15 protein-coding genes are annotated in these 18311 nt (G+C 55.4%); 9 read left to right on the forward strand and 6 right to left on the reverse strand.

Features of this window, described 5'->3' with window-relative positions:
- Positions 1-22 precede the first annotated feature (22 nt).
- Complete coding sequence (locus CU041_RS18430; protein ID WP_101248002.1) at positions 23-1501, reverse strand: Ppx/GppA family phosphatase; 1479 nt, start codon at positions 1499-1501, stop codon at positions 23-25.
- A gap of 45 nt (positions 1502-1546) precedes the next feature.
- Entirely contained in the window at positions 1547-3694 is a 2148-nt protein-coding gene (locus tag CU041_RS18435) for an RNA degradosome polyphosphate kinase (RefSeq protein WP_068518200.1), read from the reverse strand.
- 178 nt (positions 3695-3872) lie between these two features.
- Between CU041_RS18435 and CU041_RS18440 the strand changes: the two genes are divergently transcribed.
- From CU041_RS18440 to CU041_RS18455, 4 genes are all read left to right on the forward strand, one after another.
- Complete coding sequence (locus tag CU041_RS18440; RefSeq protein ID WP_233433173.1) at positions 3873-4430, forward strand: SixA phosphatase family protein; 558 nt, start codon at positions 3873-3875, stop codon at positions 4428-4430.
- 226 nt (positions 4431-4656) lie between these two features.
- On the forward strand, positions 4657-6444 hold the full coding sequence (gene aspS, locus CU041_RS18445; protein ID WP_101248067.1) for an aspartate--tRNA ligase: 1788 nt from the start codon (positions 4657-4659) through the stop codon (positions 6442-6444).
- A 181-nt stretch (positions 6445-6625) separates the two neighbouring features.
- Positions 6626-7624 (forward strand): SPOR domain-containing protein, encoded by a 999-nt coding sequence (locus tag CU041_RS18450; protein WP_101248003.1) that lies wholly within the window; start codon positions 6626-6628, stop codon positions 7622-7624.
- Positions 7621-8472 carry an EipB family protein gene (locus tag CU041_RS18455; RefSeq protein WP_233433174.1) on the forward strand — a complete coding sequence of 284 codons (852 nt, stop codon included), beginning with the start codon at positions 7621-7623 and terminating at the stop codon, positions 8470-8472. The genes CU041_RS18450 and CU041_RS18455 overlap by 4 nt, the downstream gene beginning before the upstream one ends.
- Positions 8473-8566: 94 nt before the next feature.
- On the opposite strand, the gene CU041_RS18460 is transcribed toward CU041_RS18455, so the two are convergent.
- Positions 8567-8884, reverse strand: coding sequence for an ArsR/SmtB family transcription factor (locus CU041_RS18460; RefSeq protein ID WP_068518198.1), 318 nt, complete (start codon positions 8882-8884; stop codon positions 8567-8569).
- Positions 8885-9564: 680 nt separating this feature from the next.
- Between CU041_RS18460 and CU041_RS18465 the strand changes: the two genes are divergently transcribed.
- From CU041_RS18465 to dxs, 5 genes are all read left to right on the forward strand, one after another.
- A complete protein-coding gene (locus CU041_RS18465; RefSeq protein WP_068518197.1) occupies positions 9565-10494 on the forward strand; it encodes a histone deacetylase family protein in 930 nt (309 codons plus the stop codon).
- A gap of 112 nt (positions 10495-10606) precedes the next feature.
- On the forward strand, positions 10607-10870 hold the full coding sequence (locus CU041_RS18470) for an exodeoxyribonuclease VII small subunit (RefSeq protein ID WP_068518196.1): 264 nt from the start codon (positions 10607-10609) through the stop codon (positions 10868-10870).
- Positions 10871-10879: 9 nt separating this feature from the next.
- Positions 10880-11776, forward strand: a complete 897-nt coding sequence (locus CU041_RS18475; RefSeq protein ID WP_068518195.1) for a polyprenyl synthetase family protein — start codon at positions 10880-10882, stop codon at positions 11774-11776.
- 26 nt (positions 11777-11802) lie between these two features.
- Complete coding sequence (locus CU041_RS18480; RefSeq protein WP_101248004.1) at positions 11803-12771, forward strand: alpha/beta hydrolase family protein; 969 nt, start codon at positions 11803-11805, stop codon at positions 12769-12771.
- A gap of 101 nt (positions 12772-12872) precedes the next feature.
- Positions 12873-14792, forward strand: a complete 1920-nt coding sequence (gene dxs / locus CU041_RS18485; RefSeq protein WP_101248005.1) for a 1-deoxy-D-xylulose-5-phosphate synthase — start codon at positions 12873-12875, stop codon at positions 14790-14792.
- 91 nt (positions 14793-14883) lie between these two features.
- Here dxs and CU041_RS18490 read toward each other — a convergent pair whose 3' ends face one another.
- The 3 genes from CU041_RS18490 to CU041_RS18500 form a co-directional block, all read right to left on the reverse strand.
- Entirely contained in the window at positions 14884-15666 is a 783-nt protein-coding gene (locus tag CU041_RS18490; protein WP_101248006.1) for an SDR family oxidoreductase, read from the reverse strand.
- A 123-nt stretch (positions 15667-15789) separates the two neighbouring features.
- Complete coding sequence (locus CU041_RS18495; RefSeq protein WP_101248007.1) at positions 15790-16491, reverse strand: YkgJ family cysteine cluster protein; 702 nt, start codon at positions 16489-16491, stop codon at positions 15790-15792.
- A gap of 282 nt (positions 16492-16773) precedes the next feature.
- Complete coding sequence (locus CU041_RS18500; RefSeq protein WP_170310302.1) at positions 16774-18300, reverse strand: malonate--CoA ligase; 1527 nt, start codon at positions 18298-18300, stop codon at positions 16774-16776.
- Between the last annotated feature and the right edge of the window lie 11 nt (positions 18301-18311).

The raw sequence follows: 18311 nt of genomic DNA on the forward strand, positions 1-18311 counted from the left end.
GCGAAAGCAAACCGTTCCTGATTTACACCAGACGGACTTCACTTTCGCGGTTCATGAGCTTGGCCAGTTTGGAAAGCCTTTGTTCGACTACTTCGCCGTAAAGTGCGGCGACCTGCTTGTCGAATTCGAGGATCAATTTATCGGCTTCGAGGACGAGACGGGTTTTGGGCAATATCCCCTCAACCCCGCCTGAAAGCGTATGGCCAAGACGGATGGCATGGCCAAACAGTCGGCCAGTCAGACGGTCATCCTCGTCAAGGATGCGTTCGCTTGACTCATCACCCTTGAAGTTGCCGGTATAGCGCGACCCGATGGTATAGGCGAGAAACACCCGGTCATGGTGATTGAGATCAAGATAGGGGTGGCGCAAAATCCGGTTATAGCTTTGGATTGCCCGGTAGTCGGGGTGCTCGTTCCATCCGATATCGCCGATGATGCAGGCCGCCAGACGCAGCCGTTCGATATTGACCGGAAGTGCGGTAAAGATCGGCGCGCACCAGTGGGCAAGTTCTTCGCCATGCTGATGGAAGCGTTCGCCGTCTTCGGCGAAGCTCAGACAGGCATCAAGTACCGGATCGCGCTGACGCAAGTCTTCGGGCAGGACTTCATACATCCAGCCTTCGCGCAATCCGTGCCCGGAAAAGACCACTTCGCTTGGGCGCATGCGGGCCATCAACATATTCATGACAAGGGCGGCATGGGGCAGGCTGTCGATACGGCGTTTCGAAACACCGCCAACCTTTTCAAGCGAGATGCGACTTTGCTGGGAAATGATATGGGTCAGTTCATCCATTTCCGAACGCGGCATTGCCAGGTTATGGACAACCGAAATCGGGTAGTTTTCCTGGGCGATGAACAGTTTTGCGATCGAGCGCCATGATCCGCCAACCGCAAAAAGTTGCTGCCCGGCGGCCTCTGCCAGCCAGTCGACACTGTCGAGATGGCGGGTGATTTCACTGGTCAGGCGGGCGCGATCGGACCCGAATACCGCATGAAGGCGCATTGCCCCCAAGGGCAGGCTGACACGTTTTTTGATTTCGCCCTGATCAAGAAGAACCAGTTCGAGCGACCCGCCACCAATATCGCCCATGATGCCAGTCGCAACCGGATCGCCGGAAATAATGCCAAGTGCCGAAAGTCTTGCTTCTTCAAGGCCGTCAATCACCTTGACGGTCAATCCGGTTTCCTTGGCGATGCGATCGCAAAACAGCTGGCCGTCACTGGCCGCACGGACCGCCGCGGTTGCAAGCACATCGACATGGGTAACTTTCATCGCCCGCAGAAGCGTTGCAAACCGGTGCATGGCGACCACGGCAAGCTCGACCCCTTCGGGATTGAGCTTGCCGGTATCTTCCGGATCACGCCCCAGTCCGCACATGACTTTCTCGTTGAAAATCGGGATCGGGGCACGCGTCATGCCGTCGAAAATCACAAGGCGCACAGAGTTGGAGCCAACATCAATGATCGCGATGCGGTTGGAAGCCCGTTGGTCAGTTAGCATACTGTTGGTGGCACCTGTTGGTCGTGTGTCTGCATTTTGACGGCATCAGTCATCAAGTTGCAGAACGGGGACATTCGGGTCCTCTTCATTCAGGGCGCTGCCGCGACCTGACAGGGACGGGTTGGTCATGAAATACTGATGGGATGAAAATGCCTTTTGATCAGCTTCACAACGTTCGTAAGAGCCATCTGGCTGAAGATACCAGGCCTGTGCAGTGTCCTTGAGATTGGCAATCATGATCTGTTCAACAATCTGGCGCTGACAGGTCGGGTTTTCAACCGGAACAAGGGTTTCAACACGGCGGTTCAAATTGCGTGGCATCCAGTCGGCAGAGGAGATGAATGCCTTGGCCTTGCGCGACGGAAGCTTGGCCCCGTTGGCAAAGACCACAATGCGCGAATGTTCAAGGAACCGGCCGACAATCGATTTGACGCGAATGTTTTCCGAAAGCCCCGGCACACCCGGGCGCAAACAGCAAATCCCGCGCACCACCAGTTCGACATGAACACCGGCCTGGCTTGCACGATAAAGTGCATCGATTACCACCGGATCGACAAGACTGTTCATCTTGGCCCAGATGCCGGACGGCTTGCCGGCCTTGCAGTTTTCGATTTCCTGATCGATGTGGGTCAGAAGGGTCGGGCGCAAGGTATGCGGAGCAATCGCGATCTTTTCCAAAGAACGCGGCGTGGCATAGCCGGTCATGAAATTAAAGATGCTTGCCGCATCACGCCCCAGGGCCGGATCGCACGAGAAGAAGGAAATATCGGTATAGAATTTGGCCGTGATCGGATGATAGTTGCCGGTCCCGAAATGGACATAGGTTTTAAGGCCGTGGGTTTCACGGCGGACAACCAGTGACACCTTGGCGTGGGTTTTCCAGTCAAGGAAGCCATAGACCACCTGACAACCCGCACGTTCAAGGTCGGCCGCCCAGCGCAGGTTGGCTTCCTCGTCAAAGCGGGCTTTGAGCTCGACCATGGCGGTAACGGATTTTCCGGCCTCGGCCGCGGCGATCAGGGCCTTGACGATCGGGCTGTTTTCCGACGTACGGTAAAGCGTCTGTTTGATGGTGACGACATCGGGATCGCGCGCTGCCTGAAGCAGGAACTGCACCACCACGTCGAAATCTTCGAACGGGTGGTGAACCACAAGGTCCTTTTTGCTGATCGCGGCAAAGCAATCGCCACCAAAATCGCGCACCCGTTCCGGATAGCGCGCGGCATAGGGCGCAAACAGCAAATCATGATGCAGATCGGAATCGATCAACTGTTTGACATCGACAACACCCAAAAGACCATCAACCTTGACGACTTCTTCGAGCGCGACATCAAGTTCGTCGATCACAAAGTCCAGAAGGTCTTCGGGCATGCCGGCATTGACCTTAAGGCGGATGATGCTGCCGCGACGGCGGCGTTTAAGGGCGGTTTTGAAAACGCGCACCAGGTCTTCTGCTTCTTCTTCGATCTCGACATCCGAGTCACGGATGACGCGGAAGAAACCATGTTCGATCATATCGAAGCCCGGGAACAGCTTGCCGAGATACAGCAAGATCGCCTGTTCGACCGGAAGATAGCGTTCGGTCCGGCCGGGCAGGCGCAGGAACCGGCCGATCTTTTGCGGGACCGGGATCAGACCACGCATATTGTGACCATCCGCCGGGTCAAACAGCTGCATCACAATGGCAAAGCCAAGGTTGGGAATGAACGGGAACGGGTGTGACGGGTCAATCGCAAGCGGGGTCAGGGTCGGGAAGATTTCCCGCATGAAATAGCCATCCAGCCATTTGCGATCGGTCTGGGTCAGATCGGACTGATCAATGACCGAGATGCCCTGTTGTTCCATTTCACGGCTGAGCTGACGCCAGATGCGCTGCTGATCCTGCATCAACTGGTTGGCATCAAAGGTAATGGCGCGCAGCTGTTCGGACGGGCTCATGCCATCCTGGCTGACTTTGGTCATGCCGGCACGAAGTTGCCCGACAAGGCCCGCGACGCGGACCATGTAGAATTCATCAAGGTTGCTGGCCGAGATCGACAGAAAGCGCAAACGTTCAAGCAGCGGGTGCCCGCTGTTCTGGGCTTCTTCAAGAACACGATTGTTGAAAGCCAGCCACGAAAGTTCGCGATTGATAAAGCGGCTTTCCGAATCAATGGTGATCGCGCTTGATTGAACTGCAGCGGCGTGAGTCACGCTATGCCTCCTGCGGATTGAGGGAATGTCTTTGAATTTATGCGACAGGTCCCGGTTGCAAATGGAGTATAGGATAACTGTTTGCGCCCGTGCAATTTTCTTAAATTTATGTGTCAGTTTTTCTGATGGCATCGCGGGCGTTGATATGGCATGGAAGAACACCGTTTGATCATCCTTCATGGCCGTAAAGACCAAAGACATGAAAACGTTGCTGTTGCTCAGACATGCCAAATCAAGCTGGGCCGATCCCGGTCGGGCCGACCATGATCGGGAATTGAACCGCCGTGGCGAGAAGGCAGCCCCCTTTATGGGGCGTTACTTGCGCGAGCAGGCTCTTATCCCTGATCTGGTGTGGTGTTCGACAGCCGCCCGTGCGGTTCAGACGCTTGGCCTTCTTGGGCGTGATTTTGCCAGCAATGCGGACGTTATCTATAGCGAAGATCTTTATATGGCGGGGGAAAGGGTGCTGCTTGAAAGTTTGCATCACACCCACGAGGACGCAAATTCCGTGATGTTCATCGGCCATAATCCGGGGATGGAACAATTCGCCCAGGCACTGTTTGGCGGCGGGGACGAGGTCGCGCGCGACGCTATGGCGCGAAAATTCCCGACATGTGCGTTGGCGCATTTTGAATTTGATGTTGAAAACTGGACCGATATTGCATTTGGCACCGGCAGGCTGATCGTCTTTACCAAGGTCAAGGAATTGCAGGCTGTCAAAATCGGATCGGAATGATTTGACCGTCTCTGGTGACAGTACTTGACGCGCAGCCCCCGAGAGCGTTTTATACCGCTGAAATTTTGACGCCGCGTCTGAACGGCAACCGACACATCACAGCAAAACGTCCCGAATTGTTCGGGACGGGCATGTTGTGGTGCGTTTTTTGTTTGACAGCGCGGGTCTGGCATGCACCTTTGCGGCCAAATTTGCGGCCCAAAATATAAAGCAACCTGGAATGACAATGCATCCTTATCGCTCACACAATTGTAATGCGCTGCGCGCGACTGACGCAGATGCGGAAGTTCGTCTGTCTGGCTGGATTCACCGTAAGCGTGACCACGGCAACCTTCTGTTTGTTGACCTGCGCGACCATTACGGCATCACCCAGGTCGTGATCGACATTTCCAGCCCGCTGTTTGAAACGCTTGATAAAGCGCGCGCCGAAAGCGTGATCACGGTGGATGGCAAGGTTGTCAAACGTACCGCAGAAACCATCAACCCGAATCTGCCGACCGGCGAAATCGAAGTTTACGCATCGAATGTCGAAGTTCAGTCTTCGGCCGAAGTGTTGCCGATGCCGGTCTTTGGCGATGTCGAATATGGCGAGGAAATCCGCCTGCGTCACCGTTATCTCGACCTGCGTCGTGAAAGCGTGCATTCCAACATCGTTCTGCGTTCCAAAGTCATTTCGGCGATGCGCCAGAAAATGACCGCACAGGGCTTCCTGGAAATCCAGACCCCGATCCTGACGGCAAGTTCGCCGGAAGGCGCGCGTGACTTCCTGGTGCCGTCGCGCATGCATCCGGGCAAGTTCTATGCCCTGCCGCAGGCCCCGCAGCAGTTCAAACAGCTTCTGATGGTTTCGGGCTTTGACCGTTACTTCCAGATCGCACCGTGCTTCCGTGATGAAGACGCCCGTGCCGACCGTTCGCCGGGCGAGTTTTATCAGCTCGACTTCGAGATGGCCTTTGCCACTCAGGAAGACGTGTTTGCCGCGATTGAGCCGGTTCTGTACGAAATCTTTGTCGAGTTCGGCGGTGGCCGCGATGTGACCCCGTTCCCGTTCCCGCGTATTCCGTTTGATGAATCGATGGCAAAATACGGTTCGGACAAGCCGGACCTGCGCAACCCGCTGATCATTTCCGATGTGACCGAGCCGTTCCGTGGTTCGAGCTTTGGCATCTTTGCGTCGAACATCGAAAAAGGTTCGGTCGTTCGTGCCATTCCGGCAACCGGTGCCGCAGCACGACCACGCAGCTTCTTTGACAAGCTCAATTCCTGGGCACGTGATGAAGGTGCGGCAGGTCTTGGCTACATCGTTTATGGCGAAGACGGCGAAGCAAAAGGCCCGATTGCCAAGAACCTTGATGCTGACCGGATCGCCCAGATCAAGGAAATCACCGGTGTTGCCAATGGCGACGCGGTCTTCTTTGTCTGTGACAAGGCACTGGCAGCCGCCAAATTCGCCGGCAAGGTCCGTGACAAGGTCTGTGACGAACTTGAACTGCGTGAAGAAGGCATGTTCAAATTCTGCTGGATCGTTGATTTCCCGATGTATGAGGAAGACGACGACGGCAAGATCGAATTCAGCCACAACCCGTTCTCGATGCCGCAGGGTGGTCTTGAAGCACTTGAGACCATGAACCCGCTCGATATCAAGGCGTGGCAGTATGACATCGTCTGTAACGGCATCGAGCTGTCGTCGGGTGCCATTCGTAACCATCGCCCGGACATCATGTATCGTGCGTTCGAAATCGCCGGTTACGGCAAGGATGTTGTCGAAGAACAGTTCGGTGGCATGCTTAACGCATTCAAATTCGGCGCCCCGCCGCACGGTGGTTCCGCACCGGGTGTTGACCGTATCGTCATGCTGCTGGCAGACGAGCCGAACATTCGTGAAGTCATTGCCTTCCCGCTGAACCAGCAGGCGCAGGACCTTATGATGAATGCGCCGTCGAATGTCGAAGACAAGCAGCTCAAGGAATTGCATCTGCGTGTCCAGATGCCGCCGAAGGCGAAAAAAGACTGATTGAAAGACCGGTCATCCGACCCGGATTTCAAACGAAAAGAGCGGCCCGGTTTTCCGGGCCGTTTTTCGTTGAACTTGTGCCCCACCGGATGATGCGGGCAGGTTTTGGTTACCTAATATTAACCGCCAATGCGTCAAAGTGCCCGCAAGAGAACAAATTTGATCCTGCGGGGGACGGGCTGTGAAAAAGATACTAGTTGTGGCGGCACCTTTGGCGCTGGGCGCATGTGGCGGGCCGATCGAACTTACCGTCGCCAAACTGGCAGGTGACCTGATCAGTTATGTCACAACCGGCAAAAGTACCACCGATCACGCCGTTTCAATCGTCGCCGCGCAGGATTGCGCCTTGCACCGTCCGCTGTTTGATCAGGATGTTTGCAAGGATGAGGACACCATCCTTGAAGAAGAGGCTGCCGCCCTTGCGGTGATGGGCGAGCCCGAAATCAAACGTGAAATTCGCGCCGCCCGTCCGGAAATCTATGCGGTCAATGCACCGGCTGAAAACTGGTCGCGCCCGATCGAGATGACGGCAACCCCGATCATCAAAACCGATCTTCCGCCGCGCGCAAGCGTGAGCGAAGCCGCACTTGATGCACCTGTCGCACCAGTCGATGAAGTGCCGGCCGATCAAGTGGCAACCAATGACGGGCTTGGCGATGCACAGCCGGTTGAAGTCGCATCTGCGAGCGAGCAACTCGATCTTGGTGATGTGAATTCATATGGCCGCGAGGGGAATGTTCTTGATCCCCAGGCCGAGGCCGATGCGGCAATTGCCGGATATGTCCCCGATGCAAAACCGGCGGAGCCGGCCCTGAGCGGAACCGTGACGGCCGCCCTGGTCGATACCACCGTTATGACCGATGATGGCACAACGGTTTCCGCACCGATTGATGTGACCAAAGACGGCCAGGGATTGGCCGGTGATGTACTTGCAGCGCCGCTGCCCGGTGATTATGTCATTTTGGCAAGTTTTACCGACAAGCTGCGTGCCCAGAAGGCGCTTGAGATTTATCACGAATATCAGCCGCGACTTTTGAATGCACTTGTCAGTGGCCGCACCTATATGCGGGTCGCTGTCGGGCCGCTTTCGGCAGAACATGCAAATGATTTACGCCTTCTTGCTGCCAAAAAGGGTGTTAAAGATCCCTGGATTGTCGGGATTGGCGCCACCGGAGAGTGATTTTGTCGGTTTTGTTTTCGAAGTTTGAAGTCAATCGGCGTTCCTTTGCAGGAACGCTGATCTTGTGTTCGGGCCTTGCCGGATGTGCCGCACAGGCGGGGAATATTTCCGCCATGGAAAGCACGATGGTGCCCCATGTTGCAGAATATCATTTCAAGATGACCCGGTCCGAGCAGGGCAGTTCGGTGGTCGATGCGTCCGGTGTTCTGGGCTATCGCTTTGAAAAAATGTGCGATGGCTGGGTCACAGAGATGCAGCAGATCATGATCCTGCAAGGGGCCGAGGGGGCGTCAATCAATTCCGCCTATTCGATGACCCAGTGGGAAAACTTCGCCGGGACACAATATCGGTTCAGAATGCGGGATTATCTGGATGGCACCAAGGTCGACGAAATCGTTGGCAAGGCCGTGCGTGAAAGCGACGGGGTGACGGTCACCTATGAAATCCCGGTCGAAGTTACCGAAGAACTTCCAGCTGATACCATGTTCCCGACCCAGCATTCGGTGGAACTGTTAAAACGGGCGGCTGCCGGCGAGAAATTTGGCAATGATCTGGTCTTTGATGGCAGCGGTGAAACCCCGACCAATCGGATTGCGGTGGTGATTTCCGGTGAAAAGAAACCGGAACACAAGGCCGATGACCCCGACGGGATCGCCGATACGCCGTTTCACCGCATGAGCCTGGCATTCTATCCACTGGGCGAGGCGGAAAACGGACCTTCGACCGAAATGGCGGTTGATTTCGGGGAAAACGGTGTGGCCCATGCCATGCGGTTTGATTATGGCGAGTTCGAAGTGTTCGGCACTTTGGACAAGATATCGAAGTTGCCGCAACCCGATTGCGGATGACGCCTGTGAACGATCGGGTGATGCGTGCATCAACCCACAAAAAAAGCCTGCCACATTGGCAGGCTTTTTTTGTGGGGGAGTACCCTGGTCATCTTCACGCAGCAGCGGCATTGCTACTGGTATCGCAGTAAAGCCCATAAAGTGTTTTGATAACACGCAGTGCTTCATCACCATGCAACGAATAGAAGATGGTCTGTGCTTCGCGACGCGTTTTTACAAGTTTGTCACGACGCAGGCGTGCAAGATGCTGCGACAGGGCGGACTGGCTGAGCCCGACGATACGTTCGAGTTCGCCAACGGACTTTTCGCCTTCGTTAAGTTGGCAAAGGATTAGCAGTCTGCTCTGATTGCTCATGGCCTTCAACAGGGTGCTCGCCTGCTGGGCCTTTTGTTCTAGATGGTTTAGTTCCATTTGGCTTCCTTATAAGCCTGACCGTAAGCGGCCATTGTCCCAATGAAAATCCGTATTTTTTTGTCATTTGATTCCGACAATTTTGACGGGATCATGTGACCGGATTTTCCATTCCTTTTACAACCTTTGAGGCTGTTGCTCTTGAACCAGCCAAACACTAATGTTTGGTTCGTTCTTATTCTCAAGTATATGCAGTTTCTGTCAAGATGGTGTTTGTTCTCAACAGTGCCTCTGCGGGATGTGAACCGGTTGGAAAACTTCGTGTCACTCCGGATTTTCGCCCAAATATCAGAAATTTATCCGATAAGCTCATGTTCAAATTACCCTGACTTGTCGCAGGGTTTAAAGGCAAAATTGCGCCGATTTACGGGCAATTTGTCATCGAACCTCGATTGTTATTCTGTGCACAACAATGGATCCGATTTCAAGAATATAACACTAAAAAAAGGGCAAAACTGTGAACGCTTTTACAGGTTTGGCACTGTTATATAACCAAAGAGTCCGGAATCCGGGACCAAAGGACTTGCAGCGCCCATGCCCGATATGCTGATTTAGAACAAAGCGGGACGTCACGTATCGCGATTATAATATCAAAATCACGCATAAAAGCGGGACATGTCGGCCATGAACCCGCAAGACCGATCAGACAACTGATCCAATCAGGAAGGCGACCCAGACAGATGGCGACTTTGTTCGTTACCCATCACGATTGCATTGAACATGATACCGGCCCCGGACATCCGGAGTCCGCGGATCGGCTGCGCGTGATCCAGCGCGTATTCGAGGCCGAGGAATTCATGTTCCTGCACCGCGAGGAAGCCCCGCTTGCCGATATCGATCTGATCAAGGCGGTGCACGATCCGGCCTATGTGGACAAGGTGATGGCAACGATTCCCGAAACCGGGATCAGGTCGCTTGACGGGGATACCTATGTTTCGGCGAAGTCTGGCAAGGCGGCCTTGCGCGCAGCAGGCGGCGCATGCGTTGCGGTTGATGCGGTTGTTGACGGGCATGAAAGTAACGCCTTTGTCGCAACCAGGCCCCCCGGGCATCATGCGGAATATGACCGGGCAATGGGGTTCTGTTTGTTCAACAATGCGGCGGTTGCCGCCCATCACGCACGGAAACGCTATGGGCTTAAACGCATTGCGGTGATGGATTTCGATGTGCATCACGGCAACGGCACCCAGGATCTTTTTTATAATGATCCGGACCTGTTTTACTGTTCGACCCATCAGTGGCCGCTTTATCCCGGAACCGGGGCCGAGACCGAACGCGGCTGTGCCAACAATATCCTGAATGTCGGATTGACCGCCGGGGCGGGTACTGCGGAAATGCAGGCTGCTTTTAACCAGACCGTCTTGCCCGGAATTTCCGCCTTCAAGCCGGAACTTCTGATCATCTCGGCCGGGTTCGATGCCCACAAGAATGATCCGCTTGCCGGGCTGTGTTTCGAGACCGACGATTTTGTCTGGATGACGCGGCAATTGATGGCGCTTGCCGATGCGCAATGTCAGGGGCGGCTGGTCTCGTTGCTGGAGGGCGGATATGATTTGCCGTCCCTTGCCGACAGTGTTTTGCAACATGTCCGGACCCTGATGACCGGATAGGGCGATCTGTGTTGCACAGGAATATTTCGGCGTGACGAAATTCCATTCTGTCTGGTTGCCCTGATCCGGACTTGCGCGTAAACTCCGCGCCAATCAAAGAAATGGAGCTTACATGTCCGAGGCTACTTCATCTTCCGCCATTCCCGAGGATATCGCAAAACTCAGCTTCGAAGAGGCGCTGGGCCAGCTTGAGACTCTTGTTCGTCAGCTCGAACAGGGACAGGTCGGGCTTGATGACGCAATCGCATCCTATGAGCGTGGTGCGGCCCTGAAACGGCATTGTGCGGACAAATTGCGTGCAGCCGAAGAACGCATCGAAAAAATCACCCTGAATGCGGATGGCCGCCCGTCGGCAACCCCGACTGAAATCGAGTAATCGGAGGCCATGGTGAGTTACGACCTGCTTGCCGGACTGAGTGCTGCGTCTGCTGATCTTGGCGAGACGCTGGATAATATTTTGCCGCGTGCCAATGGCCAGATCGAGCAACGCCTGTTTCAGGCGATGCGTTATTCCACCTTGGGCGAAGGCAAACGTCTGCGCCCGTTTCTGGTGTTGAGTTCTGCGTCATTGTTCAAGGTATCGCGCCAGTCCGCCCTTCGGGTTGCGGCGGCGGTCGAGATGGTCCACAGCTATTCGCTGATCCATGATGATTTGCCTGCGATGGATGACGATGATCTGCGTCGCGGAAAGCCGAGCTGCCACAAGCAGTTTGACGAGGCAACCGCGATCCTTGCCGGGGATGCGCTTTTGACCCAGGCGTTTGAAGTTCTGGCCGACGAGGATACCCATCCCGATCCGCGCGTTTGCACCGATCTTGTCCGCGCCCTTGCCCGTGCGGCTGGTCCGCATGGCATGGTTGGCGGGCAGATGATTGATCTGGCGGGCGAAGGCCAGTCCTTTGATCAGGCACAGGTCACGCATCTTCATTTGCTGAAAACCGGGCGCATGTTTGCCTTTGCCTGTGAAGCCGGGGCGATCCTTGGCAAGGCACCCAAAAGCATTCGCATGGCGCTGCGATCCTATGCCCATGACATGGGACTGGCGTTCCAGATCAAGGATGATCTGCTTGATGTCGAAGCAAGTTCCGAGGAGCTCGGCAAGACAGCGGGCAAGGACCTTGATCAGGACAAGTCGACCTTTGTCAAATTGCTGGGCCTTGATCAGGCGCGTGATCAGGCCGCCATGCTGTGTGATCAGGCAATCAACCATCTGAGCTGCTTTGACGGCGAGGCCGAACCGCTGCGCGCGGTGGCGCGTTTCGTTGTCGAACGCGGCCGTTAAGCCCGATATCGTCAAAGCGCCCCACAATGACTGAACAGCCCAAATACACAGCCGGTTTTCGCGACAGGCTGTTTGACAAGGATCCATTTCCGCTGGCGATCTGGTATCCCGCATCCGCGCCGGAAAGTTCGGTGCGTCATATGGGCGTGGCATCAAATGCCGCGCGCAATGCGGCCTTTGCCACGGATGGTCCGTTTCCGATCGTGATGTTTTCGCACGGTTCGGAAGGCCATCGTTTCAATCAGTTCTGGCTGGCGGAATATCTGGCACGGCGGGGCTATATTGTTGCAGCCCCGCAGCATGAGGGTGACAACTACCTTGATGCATCCGATGCCCGCCAGATCACGATCATTGAACGTCGTCCGCGTGAAATGCGGCTGGCGCTTGATCTGTTGCTTGATCACGATGACATCGCCGAGCAGATTGATCATGACAGGATCTATGCGCTTGGCCATTCGGCGGGCGGTGCCACGGTGCTTAAACTGGCAGGATGGGATTTTGATGCCCGGGCCTGGCAAAGTTACTGCACCGTGAATGGCGAAACCGACAAGGTCATTTGCCAGCATGCCCCGACAGATGATCATATTGATCGTCTGCATCAAACCTATGGCGGGCCGGTGGTTTCGGAATACGATCCCCGGATATCGGCCATTGTTGCGGTAACCCCGGCCTTTGGGGTGGCGGCAACCGATGACGGGTTGGCCGATGTGAAGGTGCCGATGTTGTTTGTCGAGGCCGATACAGACGAAATTTTGCATGACCATGTTAATGCCGCCCACTTTCGCAATCTGTTGCGCGGCCGGGCGAAATTCATCAAGGTCAAAGGGGCGGGACATTATTCATTTCTGCCGAAATGCACGCCCTATATTGCTGAAAACTTTAGCTATTTGTGCCGTGATTTCGGTCAGGATCGCGACACCATTCACCGCACTGTCGAACAGGTTGTTCACCGTTTCTTCGAGAAGGTGCAAAGCGGTGAAATTCAGGGTCGCTAAATCGGTTGAACCCCGCTATTTTACGCAGCTTGCAACATCGACCCGGAAACGTCACTCTGTTGTAATCTACGCCATATAAAAAATTGAAAATCGAGATCGGTATGAGCACGACCTCCAAGACACCGCTATTGGATACGATTAACACCCCAGACGAGCTGCGCAAATTGCAGCCTGCCCAGATGAAGCAGGTCGCAGATGAATTGCGCGCCGAGGTGATTGATGCGGTATCTGTCACAGGCGGGCATCTTGGTGCCGGTCTTGGTGTGGTCGAACTGACCGTTGCGATCCATTACCTGTTTGATACGCCCGATGACCGGGTGATCTGGGATGTCGGGCATCAGTGCTATCCCCATAAAATCCTGACCGGGCGTCGGGATCGTATTCGCACGCTCCGTCAGGGCGGCGGGCTTTCGGGGTTCACCAAACGGTCTGAATCCGAATATGACCCGTTCGGAGCCGGGCACAGCTCGACCTCGATCTCGGCCGGCTTGGGCATGGCGGTTGCCAATCAGCTTTCGAATGACAAGCGCAAGAACGTGATTGCGGTCATTGGCGACGGTTCGATGAGTGCGGGCATGGCCTATGAAGCCATGAACAATGCCGCGGCCACCGATCAGCGTTTGATTGTGATCCTGAATGATAATGACATGTCGATCGCTCCGCCGGTGGGCTCCATGTCGGGGTATCTGTCGCGTCTGATTTCGGGCAAAGGGTATCAGGGCCTGCGCAATGCGGCCAAGGGGCTGACCAAACATCTGCCGCGCCAGATCGAAGAAGCGGCGCGCAAGCTTGAAGAATATACCCGTGGCATGGTCACGGGCGGCACCCTGTTTGAAGAAATGGGCTTTTTCTATGTCGGGCCGATTGATGGTCACAACATGGATCATCTGTTGCCGGTTCTGAAAAACGTCCGCGATGCCGATGTCGATGGACCGATCCTGATCCATGCGGTGACCCAAAAGGGCAAGGGCTATGGCCCGGCGGAAAATGCCGCCGACAAATATCACGGCGTTGCGAAGTTTGACGTTGTGACCGGCAAACAGGCCAAGCCGACCCCGAATGCGCCGAGTTACACCAAGGTGTATGGCGAAACGCTGGTCAAGATTGCCGAAAAGGATGAAAAGGTCACGGCGATTACGGCTGCCATGCCATCGGGCACGGGGGTAAACATCTTTGCCGATCGTTTCCCGGATCGTGCGTTTGACGTCGGTATTGCCGAACAGCATGCGGTGACTTTTGCCGCCGGTATGGCGTGCGAAGGCTACAAACCGTTTTGCACGCTTTATTCGACCTTCCTTCAGCGCGGCTATGACCAGGTTGTCCATGATGTGGCGATCCAGAACCTTCCGGTGCGTTTCGCCATGGACCGTGCCGGACTGGTGGGCGCGGACGGGGCAACCCATGCCGGGGCCTATGATATTGCCTATCTTGGGTGTCTTCCGAACTTTGTCCTGATGGCGGCTGCCGATGAGGCGGAACTGGTCCATATGACCACGACGGCCTGGGCGATTGATGACCGGCCCAGTGCTTTCCGCTATCCGCGGGGCGAGGGCGTTGGTGTTGAAATGCCGACCGAAGGACAGGTTCTTGAAATTGGCAAGGGCCGTATCCTGCGCGAAGGAAGCAAGATCGCCATTCTGTCTTATGGCACCCGTTTGGCCGAGGCGCTTTTGGCCGCAGAAGACCTTGCCGCACGCGGCCTTCCGGCGACGGTTGCCGATGCCCGCTTTGCCAAGCCGCTTGATCATCAGTTGATTGCCGACCTTGCGCGCAATCACGAAGTGCTGATCACCATCGAAGAAGGATCGATCAATGGCTTTGGCGCCATGGTTCTTCAGCATATGGCCGGGCAGGGATTGCTTGATAACGGGCTCAAGATCCGCACCATGGCATTGCCCGATGCACTGATTGACCATGACAAGCCGGAAATCCAGTATCAGAAAGCCGGTCTTGATGCGCAAAGCATCGTCAAGACAGCCCTTGGCGCCCTTGGCCTTAGCGAAAGCAAGGCGCGCGCCTGATCGAATTTGGCCGAAATACCAGCCCGCAGCATTAAAACAGAACGCCGCCCTCGGGGCGGCGTTTTGCATTGTCAGTTGGTGTCAGTCGGTGTCAGTCGGCATAAATCATCTTGTGGGTCATCCCGCCGTCAATGCGGATGGTTTCCCCGGTCATGAAGCCGGATTTGGTGCGGTCCAGAAGGAAGCTTACCGCCTGTGCGATGTCTTCTGGTGTGCCGACACGCCCGACCGGATGTTGCGATTTGTCGATATCACTATGGGATGGTGTGGTGCGCTTGTCCGATTTCTGCCAGTCACCGACTTCGATCCAGCCCGGGGCAATTGCATTGACCCGCACATCGCCGCCAAGACTGACCGCAAGCGCATGGGTAAGTGCAACAATGCCCCCCTTTGACGCGGCATAGGATTCTGTATTGGCTTCTGATTGAAACGCGCGGGTCGAGGCGATATTGACAATCGCCCCTTTGACCGGGCGCAGATGTTGAACCGCGTGTTTGGCCGCAAGGAAAGCACCGCCAAGATTGACATTGATCACCCGCTGCCAGCGATCCCATTCAAGGTCTTCGATACTGCCCGAATGGGGATCGGCAATGCCCGCATTATTGACCAGGCCATCAATCCGGCCAAACCGGTCAACGGTTTGCTGAATGGCAAGTTTGACGTCGGCTTCGTTGGCGACGTCACCGGCAATAAATAGCGCGCGATCCTTATGGGCGGGGGAAAGGCCATCGAATGCTTCCTGTCCGGCGTCGGCGTCCTGATCAAACAAGGTGACCCGCCAGCCCGCATCAAGAAGGTGTTTTGAAATGCCAAGACCCAAACCCTGTGCGGCACCGGTTACAAAAGCAACCGGTTGATCAGACGCGTTGTTCATATTTTCCCCGTATCTGTTGGATGAATTCAGGTAGCCGGATGGGCCGGAACGCGGAAAATGGGCATATTTTTCGTCAATTGCAATGCCATGCCCGCCGGATTGATCGATTGATCTCGGTCCAATTTACGTTGCGGCCGGGGACAGCTGATCAAGCAGGGCATGGACAAAGCCCTTCTGGCGCGGGTTCAGGTTACGCCGGGCCGCGGCCTGTTGCAGGGCGTCGGTTGCTTCGATATGCAAGCGGTAATGGCCCGGGTCCTGATCAATGGTGGTGGTGCGTTCTTCGGCTGTTCCGAACACCATCCTGTGGCATTTGCGCGCATCCGAGGATGTAAAGGCCCGACATGAAAGCGGGCGGATTTCATAAATCGTGCAGCGATTGTCATCCCCAAGAAGCGGGCAACGTACCCGTACTTCGGCCGTTGTGGTTGATTGTTCAATGGTTGCGGCGGCAGTTGCCAGCCGTTGCAAAAGATCAGCCTGTTGTTCGGGGGTGAATGTTTTGCGGATATGGTCGGCAATCAGGCTGGTGACGCCGGGCGGGACGCTGACAAACAGGTTGCAGCAGGCGCTGCATTGATCGCAGCAATCGCGATGTTGGGGATTGGGGAAGTTTGACTGGATGGCACGTGATGCGGTGTCAACCATCGACATTGCAACGCGCGCGGCATCCGTCATGGTTGGCTGCGCATCAAGGGCATCTTCAAGCACGCGACGAAATGTCTGGAACATCTCGTCATAGCGGCGCGATGCTTCAAATGTCAGCGCGCCGGTCTGGGCGATGCTGTCTGCTATTGTGTCTATGGCCTCATCAAGTTCTGCCATTGATCCCAGCGACTTCCTGATTGGCACATGAAAACGTGCCGACGTTATGGTTGTTGTTTGCTTGTCTAATTTAGCATCTTTGCGTTCCAATTCCTAACAAGCTGATAACAAAAGGAAACGATCAACCATGGATAGGGCCCGAGCGGGCCCAGGCGGGGTGGGGCTAATTGCATTTATGCAAAAAAAAATCCGGCCAGATCGGCTCTGACCGGAAGGAAGGTTGGGTCAAAGACCCTTTGGGTGCTGCCCGTCAGGACAGCGGGAGATACAGACTACATCGCATCATGCAGCTGGGGAGGTAAAGGTATCGGCATATTGCTTGCGCAGCTGGGCTTTCTGGATTTTGCCCATGGTGTTGCGCGGCAGTTCCTTGATCACCCAGATGCGCTTGGGAACCTTGAATTTCGCAAGCTTGTCCTGGGTGCGTTTGATGATTTCGTCGGTGTCGGCCTGACTGCCATTTGCAGCCACGATGACACCGGCAACGGCTTCGCCAAAGTCGGGATGGGGCAGGCCGAAGACTGCGACTTCTTCGACTTCGTCATATTCGGCGATGACTTCTTCGACTTCCTTCGGATAGACGTTGAAGCCACCCGAAATGATCAGGTCCTTGTCACGACCAACAATGGTGACATAGCCATCTTCGCCAATGGTGGCGAGGTCACCGGTGATAAAGAAGCCATCGGTGCGGAATTCGGATGCGGTTTTTTCCGGCATCTGCCAGTAGCCCTTGAACACATTCGGACCGCGTACTTCAAGAACGCCGATTTCACCGGCCCCAAGGACATTGCCATCCTTGTCGCATACACGGGCTTCGATCCCCGGCAGCGTCGGGCCAACCGCACCCGGACGACGTTCGCCATCCAGCGGGTTGGACGTGTTCATGCAGGTTTCGGTCATCCCGTAACGTTCAAGGATTTTGTGCCCGGTACGTTCAAAGAACGCGTCATGGGTTTCGGCCAGAAGCGGTGCGGAACCCGATACAAACAACCGCATGTTAGCGGTAACATCCTTGTCAAACTGCGGATGTGACAGAAGACGGGTATAGAAGGTCGGAACCCCCATCAGAACGGTTGATTGCGGCAAACGTTCGATCACATCATCGGCGTCGAATTTCGGAAGCAGGATGACCTTGCCACCATTCATCAGCATGATGTTGATGGCAACGAACAGGCCATGGGTATGGAACAGCGGCAAAGCATGCAGCAGCGTATCACCGGGCTTGAAGCCCCATGCCGCATGCAGGGTTTTGGCATTTGATCCCAGATTGTTGTGCGTCAGCATCGCGCCCTTGGATCGGCCGGTCGTGCCCGAGGTATAAAGGATTGCTGCAACATCATCCTTGTCGGCACTGACAATATCGGTGATCGGGGTGGCTGTTGCGGCCTCGTCATTCAGGCTGCCGTCACCGTTGGCACCAAGCGACAGAACCGCGCCGACATTGTTTTGCGCACCAAGGGTCCGGGCCGCATCGATATGTGCCGGGCGGCAGACAAAGACGCGCGGTGCGGCATCGCCAAGGAAATAGGCGATCTCGTCACCGGTATAGGCGGTATTGAGCGGCAGGTGAATGGCGCCAAGTTGCAGACAAGCAAGGTAAAGCGCGATCACGTCTGATGATTTGTCGACCTGTGCGGCAACGCGGTCACCTTTGACCACGCCATGGGATGCCAGCACCGCGGCATAACGACCGGTGCGGTCCAGCAACCAGGCGAAACTGCGTTCGGTGCCATCGCGTTCGATCAGGAACGTACGCGATTTGTCTGCCGGGAAGCGGTCGAGAAAGGTTTGAAAAAGATTATCGGACATGGTCATACCTA

Source organism: Thalassospira povalilytica, assembly GCF_002844235.1.
GTDB lineage: Bacteria > Pseudomonadota > Alphaproteobacteria > Rhodospirillales > Thalassospiraceae > Thalassospira > Thalassospira povalilytica.